The organism is Sulfobacillus thermosulfidooxidans DSM 9293 (assembly GCF_900176145.1).
Lineage (GTDB): Bacteria > Bacillota > Sulfobacillia > Sulfobacillales > Sulfobacillaceae > Sulfobacillus > Sulfobacillus thermosulfidooxidans.
The window spans coordinates 1,035,338-1,049,365 of sequence record NZ_FWWY01000001.1 but is presented as its reverse complement, the minus strand read 5'-3'; the positions used below and the strand labels follow the sequence as shown (position 1 = coordinate 1,049,365).

At 49.8% G+C, this 14,028-nt stretch carries 15 protein-coding genes and 2 tRNA genes; 9 read left to right on the top strand and 8 right to left on the bottom strand.

Annotation, left to right across the window (positions count from 1 at the left end):
* Positions 1-14 precede the first annotated feature (14 nt).
* Both B8987_RS05470 and B8987_RS05465 read left to right on the top strand, forming a co-directional pair.
* Complete coding sequence (locus tag B8987_RS05470; RefSeq protein WP_020374936.1) at positions 15-767, top strand: enoyl-CoA hydratase/isomerase family protein; 753 nt, start codon at positions 15-17, stop codon at positions 765-767.
* Positions 767-2,425 (top strand): long-chain-fatty-acid--CoA ligase, encoded by a 1,659-nt coding sequence (locus tag B8987_RS05465; protein ID WP_020374935.1) that lies wholly within the window; start codon positions 767-769, stop codon positions 2,423-2,425. Before B8987_RS05470 ends, B8987_RS05465 begins: the two co-directional genes overlap by 1 nt.
* Here the strand turns inward: B8987_RS05465 and B8987_RS05460 are convergent.
* Both B8987_RS05460 and B8987_RS05455 read right to left on the bottom strand, forming a co-directional pair.
* Positions 2,375-2,716 (bottom strand): hypothetical protein, encoded by a 342-nt coding sequence (locus B8987_RS05460; protein ID WP_020374934.1) that lies wholly within the window; start codon positions 2,714-2,716, stop codon positions 2,375-2,377. The two genes, B8987_RS05465 and B8987_RS05460, sit on opposite strands and share 51 nt — an antisense overlap.
* The gene (locus B8987_RS05455; protein WP_020374933.1) at positions 2,713-4,041 is read right to left on the bottom strand and encodes a hypothetical protein; all 1,329 of its coding nucleotides are present in this window, start codon (positions 4,039-4,041) and stop codon (positions 2,713-2,715) included. The genes B8987_RS05460 and B8987_RS05455 overlap by 4 nt, the downstream gene beginning before the upstream one ends.
* 419 nt (positions 4,042-4,460) lie before the next feature.
* Between B8987_RS05455 and B8987_RS05450 the strand changes: the two genes are divergently transcribed.
* Both B8987_RS05450 and B8987_RS05445 read left to right on the top strand, forming a co-directional pair.
* Positions 4,461-5,141 carry a response regulator transcription factor gene (locus B8987_RS05450; RefSeq protein WP_020374932.1) on the top strand — a complete coding sequence of 227 codons (681 nt, stop codon included), beginning with the start codon at positions 4,461-4,463 and terminating at the stop codon, positions 5,139-5,141.
* Positions 5,138-6,466: a sensor histidine kinase gene (locus tag B8987_RS05445; protein WP_084660939.1), complete on the top strand. Its 1,329-nt coding sequence runs from the start codon at positions 5,138-5,140 to the stop codon at positions 6,464-6,466. The genes B8987_RS05450 and B8987_RS05445 overlap by 4 nt, the downstream gene beginning before the upstream one ends.
* A 31-nt stretch (positions 6,467-6,497) precedes the next feature.
* Here B8987_RS05445 and B8987_RS05440 read toward each other — a convergent pair whose 3' ends face one another.
* Genes B8987_RS05440 through B8987_RS05425 form a run of 4 tightly spaced genes read right to left on the bottom strand, consistent with a single transcriptional unit; the run spans position 6,498 to position 8,799 of the window.
* On the bottom strand, positions 6,498-7,079 hold the full coding sequence (locus B8987_RS05440) for an RnfABCDGE type electron transport complex subunit D (RefSeq protein ID WP_020374930.1): 582 nt from the start codon (positions 7,077-7,079) through the stop codon (positions 6,498-6,500).
* 16 nt (positions 7,080-7,095) lie between these two features.
* Positions 7,096-7,341, bottom strand: a complete 246-nt coding sequence (locus B8987_RS05435; RefSeq protein WP_020374929.1) for a hypothetical protein — start codon at positions 7,339-7,341, stop codon at positions 7,096-7,098.
* On the bottom strand, positions 7,338-8,282 hold the full coding sequence (locus B8987_RS05430) for an FAD:protein FMN transferase (protein WP_176213153.1): 945 nt from the start codon (positions 8,280-8,282) through the stop codon (positions 7,338-7,340). Before B8987_RS05430 ends, B8987_RS05435 begins: the two co-directional genes overlap by 4 nt.
* Positions 8,283-8,289: 7 nt before the next feature.
* The gene (locus B8987_RS05425; protein ID WP_020372958.1) at positions 8,290-8,799 is read right to left on the bottom strand and encodes an FMN-binding protein; all 510 of its coding nucleotides are present in this window, start codon (positions 8,797-8,799) and stop codon (positions 8,290-8,292) included.
* A 319-nt stretch (positions 8,800-9,118) separates the two neighbouring features.
* Here B8987_RS05425 and rpoE point away from each other — a divergent pair, with 319 nt between their 5' ends.
* The 3 genes from rpoE to B8987_RS05410 all read left to right on the top strand — a co-directional run bounded on the left by rpoE (position 9,119) and on the right by B8987_RS05410 (position 11,956).
* Positions 9,119-9,409, top strand: a complete 291-nt coding sequence (rpoE, locus tag B8987_RS05420; protein WP_020372956.1) for a DNA-directed RNA polymerase subunit delta — start codon at positions 9,119-9,121, stop codon at positions 9,407-9,409.
* Between the two features lie 84 nt (positions 9,410-9,493).
* Entirely contained in the window at positions 9,494-11,149 is a 1,656-nt protein-coding gene (locus B8987_RS05415) for a CTP synthase (protein ID WP_084660937.1), read from the top strand.
* A 90-nt stretch (positions 11,150-11,239) separates the two neighbouring features.
* On the top strand, positions 11,240-11,956 hold the full coding sequence (locus tag B8987_RS05410) for a PspA/IM30 family protein (RefSeq protein WP_020372954.1): 717 nt from the start codon (positions 11,240-11,242) through the stop codon (positions 11,954-11,956).
* A 213-nt stretch (positions 11,957-12,169) separates the two neighbouring features.
* On the opposite strand, the gene pspAB is transcribed toward B8987_RS05410, so the two are convergent.
* Together pspAB and htpX are read right to left on the bottom strand one after the other, a co-directional pair.
* The gene (gene pspAB, locus B8987_RS05405; protein ID WP_242823896.1) at positions 12,170-12,730 is read right to left on the bottom strand and encodes a PspA-associated protein PspAB; all 561 of its coding nucleotides are present in this window, start codon (positions 12,728-12,730) and stop codon (positions 12,170-12,172) included.
* Between the two features lie 27 nt (positions 12,731-12,757).
* Positions 12,758-13,663: a zinc metalloprotease HtpX gene (gene htpX, locus B8987_RS05400; protein WP_028961955.1), complete on the bottom strand. Its 906-nt coding sequence runs from the start codon at positions 13,661-13,663 to the stop codon at positions 12,758-12,760.
* Positions 13,664-13,818: 155 nt separating this feature from the next.
* On the opposite strand from htpX, the gene B8987_RS05395 reads away from it, so the two are divergent.
* A tRNA-Gln gene (locus B8987_RS05395) sits at positions 13,819-13,892 on the top strand.
* Between the two features lie 7 nt (positions 13,893-13,899).
* Positions 13,900-13,975 (top strand) — tRNA-Glu (locus B8987_RS05390).
* Positions 13,976-14,028: the final 53 nt, after the last annotated feature.

Below are 14,028 nucleotides of genomic sequence, written 5' to 3'. Positions count from 1 at the left end.
AAGAGGTGAAAAAAATGGCTCTTGTTTCACAAGAACAACGTGATCATGTCATGCTTTTCGAACTCAATCATCCTCCTGTCAATTCGTTAAGTTTTCCCCTTCTTCAAGAATTATCTGAGGCTTTAGATATGGCCCTGGCCAATGATGACATTCGGGCCATGGTCATTACCGGCCATGGTTCATTTTTTGCCGCGGGAGCGGACATCCCGAGCTTTTTGCAATTAGGCAACGACGTGAATGAATTTCTACGCTATGGGGTTAAGTTATTTGATCGCATTGAACAGAGTGCCAAACCCATCATTGCCGCCATTAATGGACCCGCTTTGGGCGGGGGAAATGAAATGGCCATGGCTTGCGATTTGCGGATTGCCTGTCCCGATGCGCGCTTTGGCCAGCCCGAAGTCAATCTAGGCATTATTCCTGGCTGGGGAGGTAGTGTTCGTCTGCCGAAATTAATTGGTCGCTCTCAGGCCACGCGCCTATTGTTAACGGGGGATGCGATTGATGCCGATGAGGCATTACGGATTGGATTGATTCATCATATTGTCCCAAGTCACTTACTCGTGGAATATGCGTTGAACCAGGCTGATCGATTGGCCAGTCTTCCCCCTTTAGCGCTCCAAGCCATCAAAGAATTATTAGCGAATCCCGAATTAGGGCAAGCCGGGGAAAGTGAAAAAATGGCCCAGCTCATGCGCACGGACGATGCCACAGAAGGCATCACAGCCTTTTTGCAAAAAAGGCGACCACAATTTCGGGGGCGGTAATGATGTCCGTATATGATCAAAAACCATGGGTCCATCACTACGGTACGGTGCCGGAAGAGATCGATTGCCAGCCCGTACCCCTGTACGATATTATTGCGCGCTGGAAAAACTGTGATGACCGCATTGCGATCGTGTTAGAGGACAAAGACGTCACGTATCAAGCGTTATGGAATATGGTGCAGCGCGTGGCGGAAGGTCTTCGCCGACTGGGAGTCAAACCGCGTGACCGGGTGGCATTAATTTTGCCCAACAGTTTAGCTTTTGTTCAAGCGTATTTTGCAACGTTACTCGTGGGGGCAACAGTGGTGGCATTAAATCCGTTGTATACACTGCCCGAGTTAACCAAGCTTTTGCAAGATGCCGAACCCACAGCGTTAATTGTGCCTCCCGAAATGGTTGCAAAAGTGCCGCCCACGCTATTACCCCTGCCCTGGCCTGTGGTGATGGCATCGGCTAATAATGACCCTAAATCAGAGCAGGAAGCCAAAAATGTATATCCCACGGCCTCAATGCTTACACAATGGCTTGATTTGCCGCCTATTGAAGATGACGATGTGCCCGCCATCGATCCCCAAAAAGATTTAGCCCTACTCCAATACACGGGAGGCACGACAGGATGGCCCAAAGGGGCCATGCTGACACACTGGAACCTATTGGCCAACGCGGAACAATCCCGTTTATGGATGGCAAATCTCTTGTCCCCGACGCAAGATACCGTGTTGATTGCTTTGCCCTTGTTTCACGCCTATGCCATGACGGTGGGGATGAATTTAGGCTTGCTCATTGGTGCCCGCCTGGTCTTAATGCCGCGGTTTAATCCCGAACAAGCGGCCTTATGGATTGCTCGTACGAAACCGACGTTATTCCCGGGGGCGCCGACCATGTACGTGGCACTCACGCAGTATGCTCTAGCCCATGATTTGGATCTGACTTCGATTAAAGGGTGCATTAGCGGTTCGGCGCCCTTGCCGCGGTCTGTGCAAGAAAATTTTGAGAAATTGACGCATGGCCGCATTGTCGAAGGATATGGGCTAACCGAAGCGTCTCCGGTAACCCACTGTCAGCCTTTGTGGCCGGTCGATTATCAAGCGCCTGGCATTGGATTACCCTATCCTTCAACCGCGGTGCGGATTGTGGATAATATGGGAAAGGATGTGGAACCCGGGGAAGTGGGCGAACTCATTATTCAAGGCCCCCAAGTCATGCAAGGATACTGGCGACGTCCTGAGGAGACAAGTGAGGTCTTAAAAGAGGGATGGCTTTATACAGGGGACTTGGCCACAATGGATCAGGAAGGTTTCTTTGCCATTCAAGACCGCAAAAAAGACTTAATCATCTATTCCGGGTTTAACGTCTATCCCCGGGAAGTGGAAGAAGTCTTATATCACCACCCAGCGGTCAAGGAGGCGTGCGTCGTCGGAGTGCCCGATGCCTACCACGGGGAACGAGTTAAAGCCTATATTGTCCCCAAAGCCGGTGTCACGCCCGATCTTGAGGACATTGACCGCTTTTGCCAGCAAAACTTGGCGTCCTATAAACGGCCCCGGTCCTATCAAGTCGTCGATCAGCTGCCGAAATCGGCGATCGGGAAAATCTTGCGCCGGGAACTAGCCCGCCAAGCGGCGGAAGACCAAGGCGAAATAGCTCACGAACAATAATGCCATGGGAACAATCCCATAGAGAAACGGGATAATGCCCACGTGCACAAAGGCTAAAAAGATCAGGCCGATCGATCCCAACCATGGACCAATCGGCCTCATGTTGTTTCCGCTTAGGGTAATGAGGACGGCTGTGAGAAGGGAAAAACCAATCCACCACGACAAGCCGTGTCCTAACGCTAACAGCGCGAAAACCACGGCCACGATTAATAACCGTAAGAGACCGTAAGGATTGACGCGCCGAGCCGATTTGCGCCGGATGCCTGTTAACACGATTTTTTCCGGTGTCATAGCTGGGTAACCTCCTGGGGGTTGGGCCATTGGCCGTGAATAGAAATTTTTCCTATAATGGCGGATGCTACTGCTCCAAATGCCCCGAGCTGGGTATCAAAGTTGGTTAAACCTGTGGCATCACGGGGCAGCAAAAATAGATCAGCCGGGTGATGCATGGCTACGCCAAGGGGTCTTGGCTGGCACAAGGGAAATAGTAAGGATTGGTTTAAATGGTGCCAGGCATCATTGAGATGAATGACAAGCTGTACGGAGTTCTTTTGACTTTGCAGATGAATCTGAAATAGATCCCTCACATCGGGATCGATATCAAGACAGTGATAAAAAGCCAGATGACGTTGCAACAAGGATTTTAACGGCGACGGTTTACCAAATTCAATCAGCCCCAATTCTTGAGTGCCGACCTTCGGAGAATAGACAGGGCCGGTGTGGACGAGGGCATGATTCCAAATATTTTGCGCCCATTCATTAATAGGCCGCTGGCTGACCTCAAGACTCCATGAGAAGAGCGGCTTGGGTTCCTTCAGCATCCGGATGCGCGTGAGTGCCGAATAGATTTTCCGTTTCGATAAATGATGACGGTTCATTTCCACGAGTAATGCCCGGTATGATTCATCCATATCGGCATCGGATGGCAAAATAATCATATCAAGCCCATTGGCAATGCTAGCGGGGATAAGATTCACATCAAAATGTGTAAACCGGAAATCTTGGACTAAAAGTCCGCGAAAATTCAAGGAGTCCCGCCACAATGACGCATTTACCGGCTCGTGTCCGTCGAGGATGGCTGCGCCTAAGCCGCTATCAATGGTAGCAATGAGGGCATCACTGACGTCCGGTGCGGAAGGCGTTGGGACAATGCGGATAAAGGGTTGGAGACCTGCTTGACGCAGCTCTCGGACCCATAACTGCAAATATTTCGTACGCTTGTCTGTCCAAGGGCTGGGTGTCTTGTCTCCGACACCCAGTGTGGGCGACAAGATGCCGGTTATGCCCATTTGCCGCCAAATCAAAGCCATGGTGTTTAATAGACGATGCACATCATCGGTTAAGCCGGCCACGGCCATCGACCGCAATGACGGCAACGGCCATAATGAGGATACTGAATCGGTGGTGTCAAGAAGGATCACAGGTGAGGGCTGGTTGCCCAATTTGGCGGTATCATGAAGAAGCCAAATAATGTCTTGTAAGGACTCAGCACTCGGAAGGACAGCGGGATTGAGTACAATGCCCCCAACATATCCCAAGCGAATGGCTGCTAGGAGAGATGGTGACACCTGAGGTTCTTCACATGTCATCAGCAATAATTGCCCCAGATGCTTCACCGGTGACTTAACCCCTTTGAGTTAATCAACAAAACTGCACACAACTAGTGTAACCAATTGCGATGAAAATGGTCAATTTATTATGAATAGAATGTCTCGGTATTTCCCTCTTTTGGTGGTATAAGCTGCGGAGTCTTGCGATCTTTTGCGACTTTGGCGGGACGTTTTTCTCATAAAAGGGTCAGCTAATCCGCCCGAGAATTTCCTAAAAAGATCTTCTGTGGCATGGGAAGACACGCCAGATTCTTTGTAAGATAGCTATTGATTTCATCAAGCTGATCCGCTCCTCTTTTCGAAGCGTGGTAGAGCCTCTAGACGAATGACGCCTAACCCCGATACACTAAACATGGGATAATCACGTTCGGTTGATCACTTAGGTTTGTGCTGAGCATTGGTGACGAGAAGACAAGGAGCGGTGCATGCCGACGATTTTATTGGCAGAAGATGATCAGACCTTGCGCGTGGCACTTTGTGACATGTTGCAAGCGGAGCATTATGATGTGTATACTTGTTCCCACGGCGACGATGCACTAGACCAGGCCTTGAATGGATCGTATGACCTTATCCTGTTAGATGTCCTTCTGCCTGGGCTTAATGGCTATGATATTGCGGCTCAGGTTAGACAGCACAAAATCCCCACTCCGATTATTATGATTACGGCCAAAGACCGGGTCGATGACCGTGTACAAGGTCTTGATGCCGGGGCTGATGATTATTTAGTCAAACCTTTCGCCTTGACCGAGCTCCATGCCCGAATTCGAGCACAACTGCGGCGAAGTGCTTTAGGGTATCAGGAAAGCGACGTCTTAGAGTTTGATAATATGCGCTACCGGTTTGCAACCCGTGAGCTGACTATTGGGTCCCAAACTTTAGCATTATCTCCTAAAGAGGCATTGCTAATGGAACTGTTCTTGCGTTATCCTCACTGGGTTTTAACACGGCAGCAGTTAATGGACCGGTTATGGGGAGAAGGAACAGAAATTCTGGACAATGCGTTGGAAGCCCATATTTCCAAGCTCAGGAGGCGCCTTGTGGCGTGTGGGGGGCCGGATATTGTTGCGGTTCGTGGATTAGGGTACCGCTTAGGTGAGACGGTATGAATACCCGGCAGTGGTTGAAATTTAAGCGGGTCGAAGAACGCGAGATTATTCGCCAGCGGATATCTGTGGCGTTCATTAACATGGCGGTACTGGCCGTGATTTGGACGGTGTTAGCTGGGTTTGTCTACAGTATGGATCAAAGACAATATCTTCAGGCGGTCGATCATCAACTCGAGAATCTTGCTTGGCATATGAGCCGTTCCTGCCCACATTGTCAAAAGGCCGTGGTGGCTGAAATGGAGCATGAACCGTTAACCCAGGTTCCCGATGTGCACCTCCTGTTATGGGATTCCTCAAATCCGCCACATGTGGTAGCCTCCTATCACCCCTTTCCCCAGACCAGCAAATCCGAAATCCAATCGCTATTGGATGCGCATTTGTCTAGCCACCCCGTATATTATTCGGTGCGAATCCTCAACGTATCCTACCGGGTCATGCAGTGGCCCATTCGTCCGGGTTTAACAGGCCAAGTATTTGAAAACATTCAAGATGATGAATCCCGTTTGGCCCGGTTGCTCACCCTATTAGTGTGGGGAGGTGCCCTGGGGCTCATTTTGTCGGTCCTAGGGGGATTTCTCATGGGACTATGGACTCTTCGACCGATCTTAGCGGTGAGACGCCGCGAACAAGAATTTCTCTCGGATGTGTCGCATGAACTGCGAACACCCCTTTTTGCCATGACTGCGCATGTCGAGTTGCTCCTGTCCCATTCCCACGACCGGATTGAAGAACACCTTCCCTGGATTGAGGCGCTTTATAGTGAGACCCAGCGCATGGCCAATTTGGTCAAGGATTTGTTAGAGATAGGGCATTTGGAGGAAGGGGCTGGATCTTTAAATCTCAGTACCGTCTCATTGCAAGAGATTTGTGAGGAGGTTTTTGCGATTTATCAGCCGGTTTGTGAGCTCTCGGGACTTAATTTGGCGCTGGACATTGCTGACGATGCCCTCGTTCGTGCCGATCCCCAGCGCCTTCGTCAATTACTCCTCATTTTTTTGGATAACGCGCACAAATATACTCACCAAGGCGGATGCACGATTCGGATCAGAGTGCGCAAACATCACGCCGAAATTCATCTAGAAGATACCGGCAGCGGAATGTCAGCGGCCGTGTTACCCAAAGCGACCCGGCGGTTTGTCCGCGGGGATGAGGGAGAGGGAGTATCCCCTAAAGGTTCGGGGCTCGGTTTAGCTATTGCCCAAAAGATTGTTCAAGCCCACCGCGCCAAATTGATTCTATCTAGTGTCCCGGGACAAGGAACCCATGTCACGGTGATTTTTCGCCGGATTCACCGGGAACACGGGATTTCGCCGAGGAAATCCTAATCAAAAACGCTACCGTGCCTCATTTAGGGTGCTAGGCTTGTTTGGATTGAGCGGGAAGGACTCGCGGCTTTTTGCGTCCCATCCACATGGTCCAACTATTGCCCACCAGAAGCCCAATGAAAAGGTAGGCCAGTCCGCCAAACACCGCAAAGATCGCTACGGCAATACTGGCAACGATCACGCTAAATTGGATTTGGCGCCCAAGGGAGGATGGGGTCGTCGGTGGATCTGTTAACATAAAAAAGGCCATAAAGAGAGCGGAATTGACAAATGGCGCCCGCAAAGCGTCACCTGGGGTATCTGAGGCAAGCCCCATGTGGAACAGGGCCATAACGAGTAAGAGGCTAAAGTAGGTTCCCAAAAATGCCAGAACCTGCACATATTTTTTGACGCGAACGGCCACAACAATTCCCGCGATTAATAGAATGAGCACGAAGTAGGGCGGAAGCAGGCTCAAAGCCGCCCACCAACTTTGTGGGGTTTGAAATACCAGCAGAGAAACCAGTAAGCCAAATGCTGCCGGATTAAACAGGGGTTTTCGTCCGCGCTTTAAGACATGTTTGGATGCCAGGGCTATAACGGTGGTCAACATCACCAGATAAAGCGGGGTCACAACACTGACAATGTCACTAATGATGAGTGCGGTAATGAGCAGTGGATAGAGTGATGCTGCGGTGAAGGAACCATGCGATCCCCGCTTCCGTGATCACTGCGGTTGCACTGGCTGTGATGAGCAAAAGCCATTCCTTGGGTCCTGGGGAAAAGATACCAGCGATCATGCTGAGGACGACCAAAGCAACTAATACGTAACCTTTCGGGGTTTTGAAAAACCGCGTCCAAGACGGCTGTGGAATCTTTTTTGCAGAACGAGTCACGGCAAATACTCCTTTATTGGCATGAGTGGTGTAAGAAGGCGTTCCATGTGTTCTGTGATGAATAAACCAGCAAATCCCATATCCGTCAAAAAGGTTAAGCCGTCTTGCGGACCGAGCAAAAAGGCGGCTGTTGCATGACTATCGGCGACAACGGCTAAAGGTGCCATAACTGTACAGCTTAAGAGCCCAGTCGCGACCTGAGCTGTTAAAGGATTGTACAGGTGATGAACAAGAGGATTCCTGGGACTTTTCCGTTTATAACTTCCTGATGTGCAGATGGCCATATTGGTGACCTGAACCGTTCCGATAAGGGCATGCGGACTCAGGGGATTTTCGATACCGATAGTCCAGGCATCTCCTTGGGGATCGATGCCAAAGACGTAAATGTCCCCGCCGGCATTAATCGCGAATCCCTCATATTCTGCGAGTTCTTTGGCGGCGAGATCGATGGCGAGTCCTTTCGCGATGCCCCCGAGATCGAGCTGCATCGGTTTGTTGAGACAAACGGATAAATCGTCTTCGAATAATGTAATATCACGGTAACTCGCGCCTTCATCATACGACTGAGGATGTGCATGGACGATTTGGCCCGTTAAATAATGCTGGTTAAATCCCAACTGCTCCAATTGGGAACCGACAGTGGGATCGAAGACGCCGTTCGTTATGGAAGCCAGTTCGCAACTCATGCGCAAGACATGAAAGAGAATCGGGGATACCGCGACTTTCTTTCCGGGCTGCTGACATAACTGGTTTAGTGCGCTGCTTTCATCGAACCGGCTGCAAATCTGTTCCACGGCGGTCATCGCCGTGAGTGCTCGCTGGATACTTTTTTGGATATCATGGATAGGCTTGTGACCCACGACCTGAAATGTGACGGTGGTGCCCATTAATAGGAAAGATTCGGTGACGTGGGATAAAGCATAATGGCTAGAATGTTTCATGATTCCTCTACCCTTTCGCTTTTTGTAAGGCGTTATAGACGGCTTCGGCAAAGTTATAGGTGCTGGCTGTAGCACCCGTGACAACATAAATACGCCATGTTTGCATCGATATCACTTCCTTTGGGAGTATGGGATCGATAATCGACTCGGGATAGTGCATGTTGTATTGCGTAATTTGTACCCGGGCAATCCTGCCATGCACGATTTCGACGGCTACGGATAAGGTGCCATAGGGATTCGCTCCAGAACCGGTATAAGTCCCGTCTTTATAAACGGGGGCCGAACTCGGTGTTGATGGGGACATAGAAGATGGACCCTTGGTGCTGGACGTACTGTGAGATGAAACAGACGTAGCGGACAATCCCGGGCGAGATGACTTCGAAGTGCTGATAGGGGCTTTGGCGCTTAAGGGATTAGCCTGGGCCAAAGGTTCCGTGTAGACATAGCCGGCCGCATAAATCGCTCCGACGGCCACCGTGCATAAGCTCAAAAATTTTGCACCCGTAAGATTAGGCAAAACATGATCCTCCTCGCGGTGTTCATTAGCGATGTTATCGTGTAGTCAAGGTTAGCAATGGAAGCTGACGTTATCCTGACGGGTTTTCACAGACGCATGAGGTGACCAAATGAAACCCAGGCATTGCATGAAAGGGCCCCAATTCACTCTCGCTAGAGGAGATAGGGATTACCATGTGCAGCCAGCGTGTTGGCAAAAGCCAGAAGGCAGGGGACAATAACCAGGAAGATACCATGTTTTTTGGTTCCAGCAGAATATTACGTTTTAAAATTGTAGATGGTATAATACTGGAGAATTTAGTGCGACGGGGGTAATTGCCATGCAAGTCACCGATGCAGCCTATGAAGTTCTTAAGGAACATGGACAACCCATGGAGGTTCAAGATTTACTTGATGAAACTCTCCGCAAATTGGGACTGGATCGGGAACCCAAGCGGGCAGCGAGAATTTATACGGACATCAATCTCGACGTTCGATTTCAGTACCGCGGCAATGCGATGTGGGGCCTCAAGGAGTGGCTACCGAAATCGGTAGCAAAAGGATCCACATCGCGTGGCAATGAGCTGTCTTACGACGACGACAATGGTGACAGTGAGGAGGACGAAGGGTAACCTTCGGACCTCCTTCTCCTTTTAGCATTACGACTTCGGTAAATTCATACAACGGCTATCTGTGAACATTAAGGGGAGGACATTGTGGCAAAGTTTGTGTTTATTACGGGTGGCGTGGTTTCATCATTAGGAAAGGGAATCACGGCCGCATCTTTGGGACGTATTTTAAAAAGCCGGGGGGTCAAGGTGACGGCTTTGAAATTGGATCCCTATATTAATGTGGATCCCGGCACGATGAGCCCTCTTCAACATGGTGAGGTCTTTGTCACCCAAGATGGCGCCGAGACCGATTTGGATTTGGGCCATTATGAACGATTTATGGATGTGAACTTGGGTCAAGCCAATAATGTGACCACAGGACGCATTTATTGGTCCATCCTGACCAAAGAACGCCGGGGTGATTTTCTGGGTGGAACCATTCAAGTTATTCCCCATATCACGAACGAAATCAAAGAGCGCATCCACCGGGTTGCCGAGGCATCAGGGGCCGATGTGATTATCCTGGAAATTGGGGGTACGGTTGGCGATATTGAGAGTCTCCCCTTCTTAGAAGCCATCCGTCAAATGCGATCGGATGTTGGTCGAGATTCGGTGATGTATCTCCACGTGACCCTCGTACCGTACTTAAATGCGGCCGGGGAAGCTAAAACCAAGCCGACCCAGCACTCCGTTAAGGAGTTGCGATCGATTGGGATTCAGCCAGATGTTATTGTGTGCCGAACGCAAAAACCGTTATCGCGGGATTTACGGGACAAAATTGCCTTAATGTGTGATGTTGACAGGCGTGCAGTCATTCAAAACGTGGACGCGGAATCGATTTATCAACTTCCGGTCATGTTAGCGGAAGAAGGGCTGGACGACATTGTGTTAGATCGACTGAAAATCGAAGCGCCGCCGGCGGATTTGGAAGAGTGGGCGCAGGTGGCTAAACGGGCGACAAAGCTTCAAGGCGATGTCACGATTGCGGTCGTAGGGAAATATGTGGCGTTACATGATGCTTATATGAGTGTGGCTGAAGGGCTTTTTCATGGGGGGTTGACACATCAAGTCCATGTGAATATTCGCTGGGTTGACTCCGAAGATATTGAACTACACGGGGCAGAACAAGCTTTAGAAGGTGTAGATGGAGTATTAGTGCCAGGCAGTTTTGGTTACCGTGGTGTCGAAGGAAAAATTCAAGCGATTACCTGGGCGCGTGAGACGAAAACCCCGTATTTTGGGATTTGTATGGGCATGCAAGCTGCCGCCATTGAAATTGCCCGCAATGTGGCCGGCCTCAAAGAAGCGAACTCGACGGAATTTGTTCCCGATACGCCTTATCCCGTTATCGACTTGATGCCCGAGCAACAAGGAGTGGTCGATATGGGAGGGACCATGCGCTTAGGAAGTTATCCGTGTGCCTTGCGTGTGGGAACCAAAACTCAAGCGATTTATCAAGACACTTTAATTTTTGAACGGCACCGTCACCGCTTTGAATTAAATAACCAGTACCGGGATGTGTTAGAACAAGCCGGATTTATTGCCTCGGGATTATCACCGGATGAACGCCTGGTGGAAATTATGGAATTAAAAGACCATCCCTGGTTTGTGGGCACTCAATTCCATCCTGAGTTTCAATCCCGGCCCAACCGTCCCCATCCCTTATTTGCCAGCTTTGTGGGAGCGGCGGTGGAAGCCAAATCCCGAAAAATGGAAGACGAGCTAGTGAAAGAAAATACGGGTCCGGTCGCACATTCCTAAGATTTGTTGAGCATAGTCTATGGGGAACCTTTTGACAACGATTTCGCCAACAGAATATACTGAAAGTAAACAGGAGAGGAGGCTCGACACATGGGTCTGATTGCACGGGTGTCTACCATATTTAAATCGAAAGTCAATAATTTGCTGGATAAAGCTGAAGACCCCCGCGAAACCTTGGAATATTCCTATCAAAAACAGGTAGAGCAATTGCAGCAGGTACGGCGTGGTGTGGCCGAGGTTGTCACGGCGAAAAAACGGATTGAACTGCAATTAAATAAGCTGCAGCAAATGGCCAACCAGTGGGATCAGGATGCCCGTGATGCCGTCGCAGCAGGTCGTGACGATCTGGCGCAAGAAGCATTGACACGTAAGCAGAGTGTTCTGAGTCAAATGCAGAGTTTGCAGACGCAGATCGCAGATCTGGAAAAAGAGGAGCACCGGCTGCAAGATGCCCAACAAAAACTCTCACTGAAAGTGGAAACTTTCCGGACCCAAAAAGAAGTCATTAAGGCGCAATATTCCGCGGCGCAAGCTCAAGTGAAAATTGGGGAAGCTTTCTCCGGCCTGGGGGAAGACATGGCTGATGTCAATATGGCATTGCAACGAGCACAAGACAAAACGGCGGCGCTGCAAGCCCGGGCTCAGGCCATTGATTCTCTCACGGAAGACTCGCCTCTTTTGCAGTTAAATGAGCCGTCGACGGGTGATGCCATTCGTGATGAATTGAATCGGTTAAAAGGAAGCACATCGGTATCCGATGAGTTGGCACGGCTCAAAGCGGAAATGGGAAAGACTGACCCGTCTTGATTGCCTCCCAAGCGTTGCGTAATTTTTACAAATTATGTTGATCGCGTATCTTTGTCTATCTGTAAGCTCCATATTCTTCAGGCTCCACGGCGTGGGGAAGAGGGCAAAAAGAAATCCCACCGCGGTATCGCGGCGGGACAATTCCTGTAGGAGTCAAAAAGGTTCGCAAAACATTAACTTCGACAAAAGACCAAATTAATTGCCCAAAAGACATTAAAACGGAGGGTCCCAGAGCGCATACCAACGCTCCGGGTCTTTTTCTATGGGCATATAAGGCTTGAGGGTTTGGGCAATGCGAAACTCCCGGGCAGAATCCCTGGTATGCGATAATTTGGGAACAAAGGGATAAAAAGCTGCGCGCCGATACGTATAAATTAGATACCAGGGAGGATCAAAGGCAAACATCGCCGCCAGAAGGCTGTCTCCGTAGCCGGCCTCTTTTAGCATATCCGCCGTAAGATGGAGCGCATTGATGACATCTTCAGGGTCTTTGCCGGTAAAAATGATCCACCGATACCCTTGGTTATCATCGATATGCTCTGCGGTGACCGGCATATCCTTGCCTCCCAAGGTCAGGATTTGCTGCACATCGCGTTCTAATGCATCATACGATGAGTTATCAACCGTCCGAAGAATAATGGCTGCCTTGCCCGCAAACGTGCTAGACAACCGGGTTTGAATGTCGAGCAACGCCGTGGACAGGGCAAAAAGTTGATCGGTTTTGCCTTCCGGTATTTTAGTCCGCCCAAACAACGCATCGAAAAATCCCATCATGACCTCCTTATAGCCTTAAGACCCTGTCTATTTTTCCATCTCTTCCTGCAATTTCTCGAGGCGATCGATCCGGTGCTCCAACGAGGGATGGGTTGCAAAGAGTTCCATGATGCTGTCCTTGCGGATAGCTGGCATAATGAAGAACGCGTTGAAATTTTCCGCCTGCCGCAAATCTCTTTGCGGAGTCCGGTTTATGTTGGCGCTGATACGCCGTAACGCGCTCGCTAAATATCCCGGGTGACCAGTGAGAATGGCCGAACCACGGTCGGCTGCATATTCGCGGTACCTCGATAGGGTTCGTATTAACACATAACTTAACGCCCATACCACTAACGAAGCGAACCACACGAATATAATGGCCTGACCTCCGCGCCGGTCGCGGTCATCTTCCGCCATTAACCCAAAGAAGAAAAATTGTTGCACGATGAATGAAGCAATCATCGCAAAAAAGCTGGCAATCGTGATGACGGCCACGTCACGATTCTTAATATGCGTCAGTTCGTGCGCCAATACAGCTTCCAGTTCCTGGTCCGATAATTGGTCCACCAATCCTTGCGTTACCGTAATGACAGCATGTTTAGGATTACGCCCTGTAGCAAAGGCATTGGGCATCCGTGTTGGCATGACGGCCAAACGCGGGACAGGCACATCGGCCAGTTGGGCTAGGCGCTCGACCATACTGGTTAATCGCGGCGCTTGCTGCGGCGTTAAAATTTGAGAACCTGTGGAGAGGAGAACTAAGTCATCCGAAAAATAATATTGGCTCAGAGCTAATCCACCAATGATCAGGATCAATAAAAAGAGACTCACATGCAATTGCCATAGAACCACGATGAACGCGAGATATAAGGCGGCCAATAGGAACATGGTGATAAACATCCTAAACGATAGACCAAAATCATGACCGTACCAGGCCGCATTCTTTTTTGCCATGGACAATGCACTCCTTTCCTATTATCATAGTCTACGTCGATATGATTCGTGTCACAAGCCTTTTTGGTCTAGTGTCTGTGTCTGGTACTGGAAATATCCACACATTGAAATCTCTTGCAATGATATGATCGGGCGAGTATAATAAATGCTGCTGCTGGGGGATGATGTAGCGGTAGCATAGGTGACTCTGGATCACCTCGCCTAGGTTCGAATCCTGGTCCCCCAGCCAAATTTGTGGCCCCATAGTCTAGAGGCCTAGGACGCCGGACCCTCATTCCGGAAACAGCGGTTCGAATCCGCTTGGGGCTACCACTTGTTTACGAATAGAAGAAAAATATTATACCGCGATGGTCGCGGTTTTTTTA

Bases quoted from the DNA above. Each gene is read 5' to 3' on its own strand.
- B8987_RS05470 (WP_020374936.1), top strand. From the start codon at position 15: ATGGCTCTTGTTTCACAAGAACAACGTGATCATGTCATGCTTTTCGAA.
- B8987_RS05465 (WP_020374935.1), top strand. From the start codon at position 767: ATGATGTCCGTATATGATCAAAAACCATGGGTCCATCACTACGGTACG.
- B8987_RS05460 (WP_020374934.1), bottom strand. From the start codon at position 2,716: ATGACACCGGAAAAAATCGTGTTAACAGGCATCCGGCGCAAATCGGCT.
- B8987_RS05450 (WP_020374932.1), top strand. From the start codon at position 4,461: ATGCCGACGATTTTATTGGCAGAAGATGATCAGACCTTGCGCGTGGCA.
- B8987_RS05445 (WP_084660939.1), top strand. From the start codon at position 5,138: ATGAATACCCGGCAGTGGTTGAAATTTAAGCGGGTCGAAGAACGCGAG.
- B8987_RS05430 (WP_176213153.1), bottom strand. From the start codon at position 8,282: ATGAAACATTCTAGCCATTATGCTTTATCCCACGTCACCGAATCTTTC.
- rpoE (WP_020372956.1), top strand. From the start codon at position 9,119: ATGCAAGTCACCGATGCAGCCTATGAAGTTCTTAAGGAACATGGACAA.
- B8987_RS05410 (WP_020372954.1), top strand. From the start codon at position 11,240: ATGGGTCTGATTGCACGGGTGTCTACCATATTTAAATCGAAAGTCAAT.
- pspAB (WP_242823896.1), bottom strand. From the start codon at position 12,730: ATGATGGGATTTTTCGATGCGTTGTTTGGGCGGACTAAAATACCGGAA.
- htpX (WP_028961955.1), bottom strand. From the start codon at position 13,663: ATGGCAAAAAAGAATGCGGCCTGGTACGGTCATGATTTTGGTCTATCG.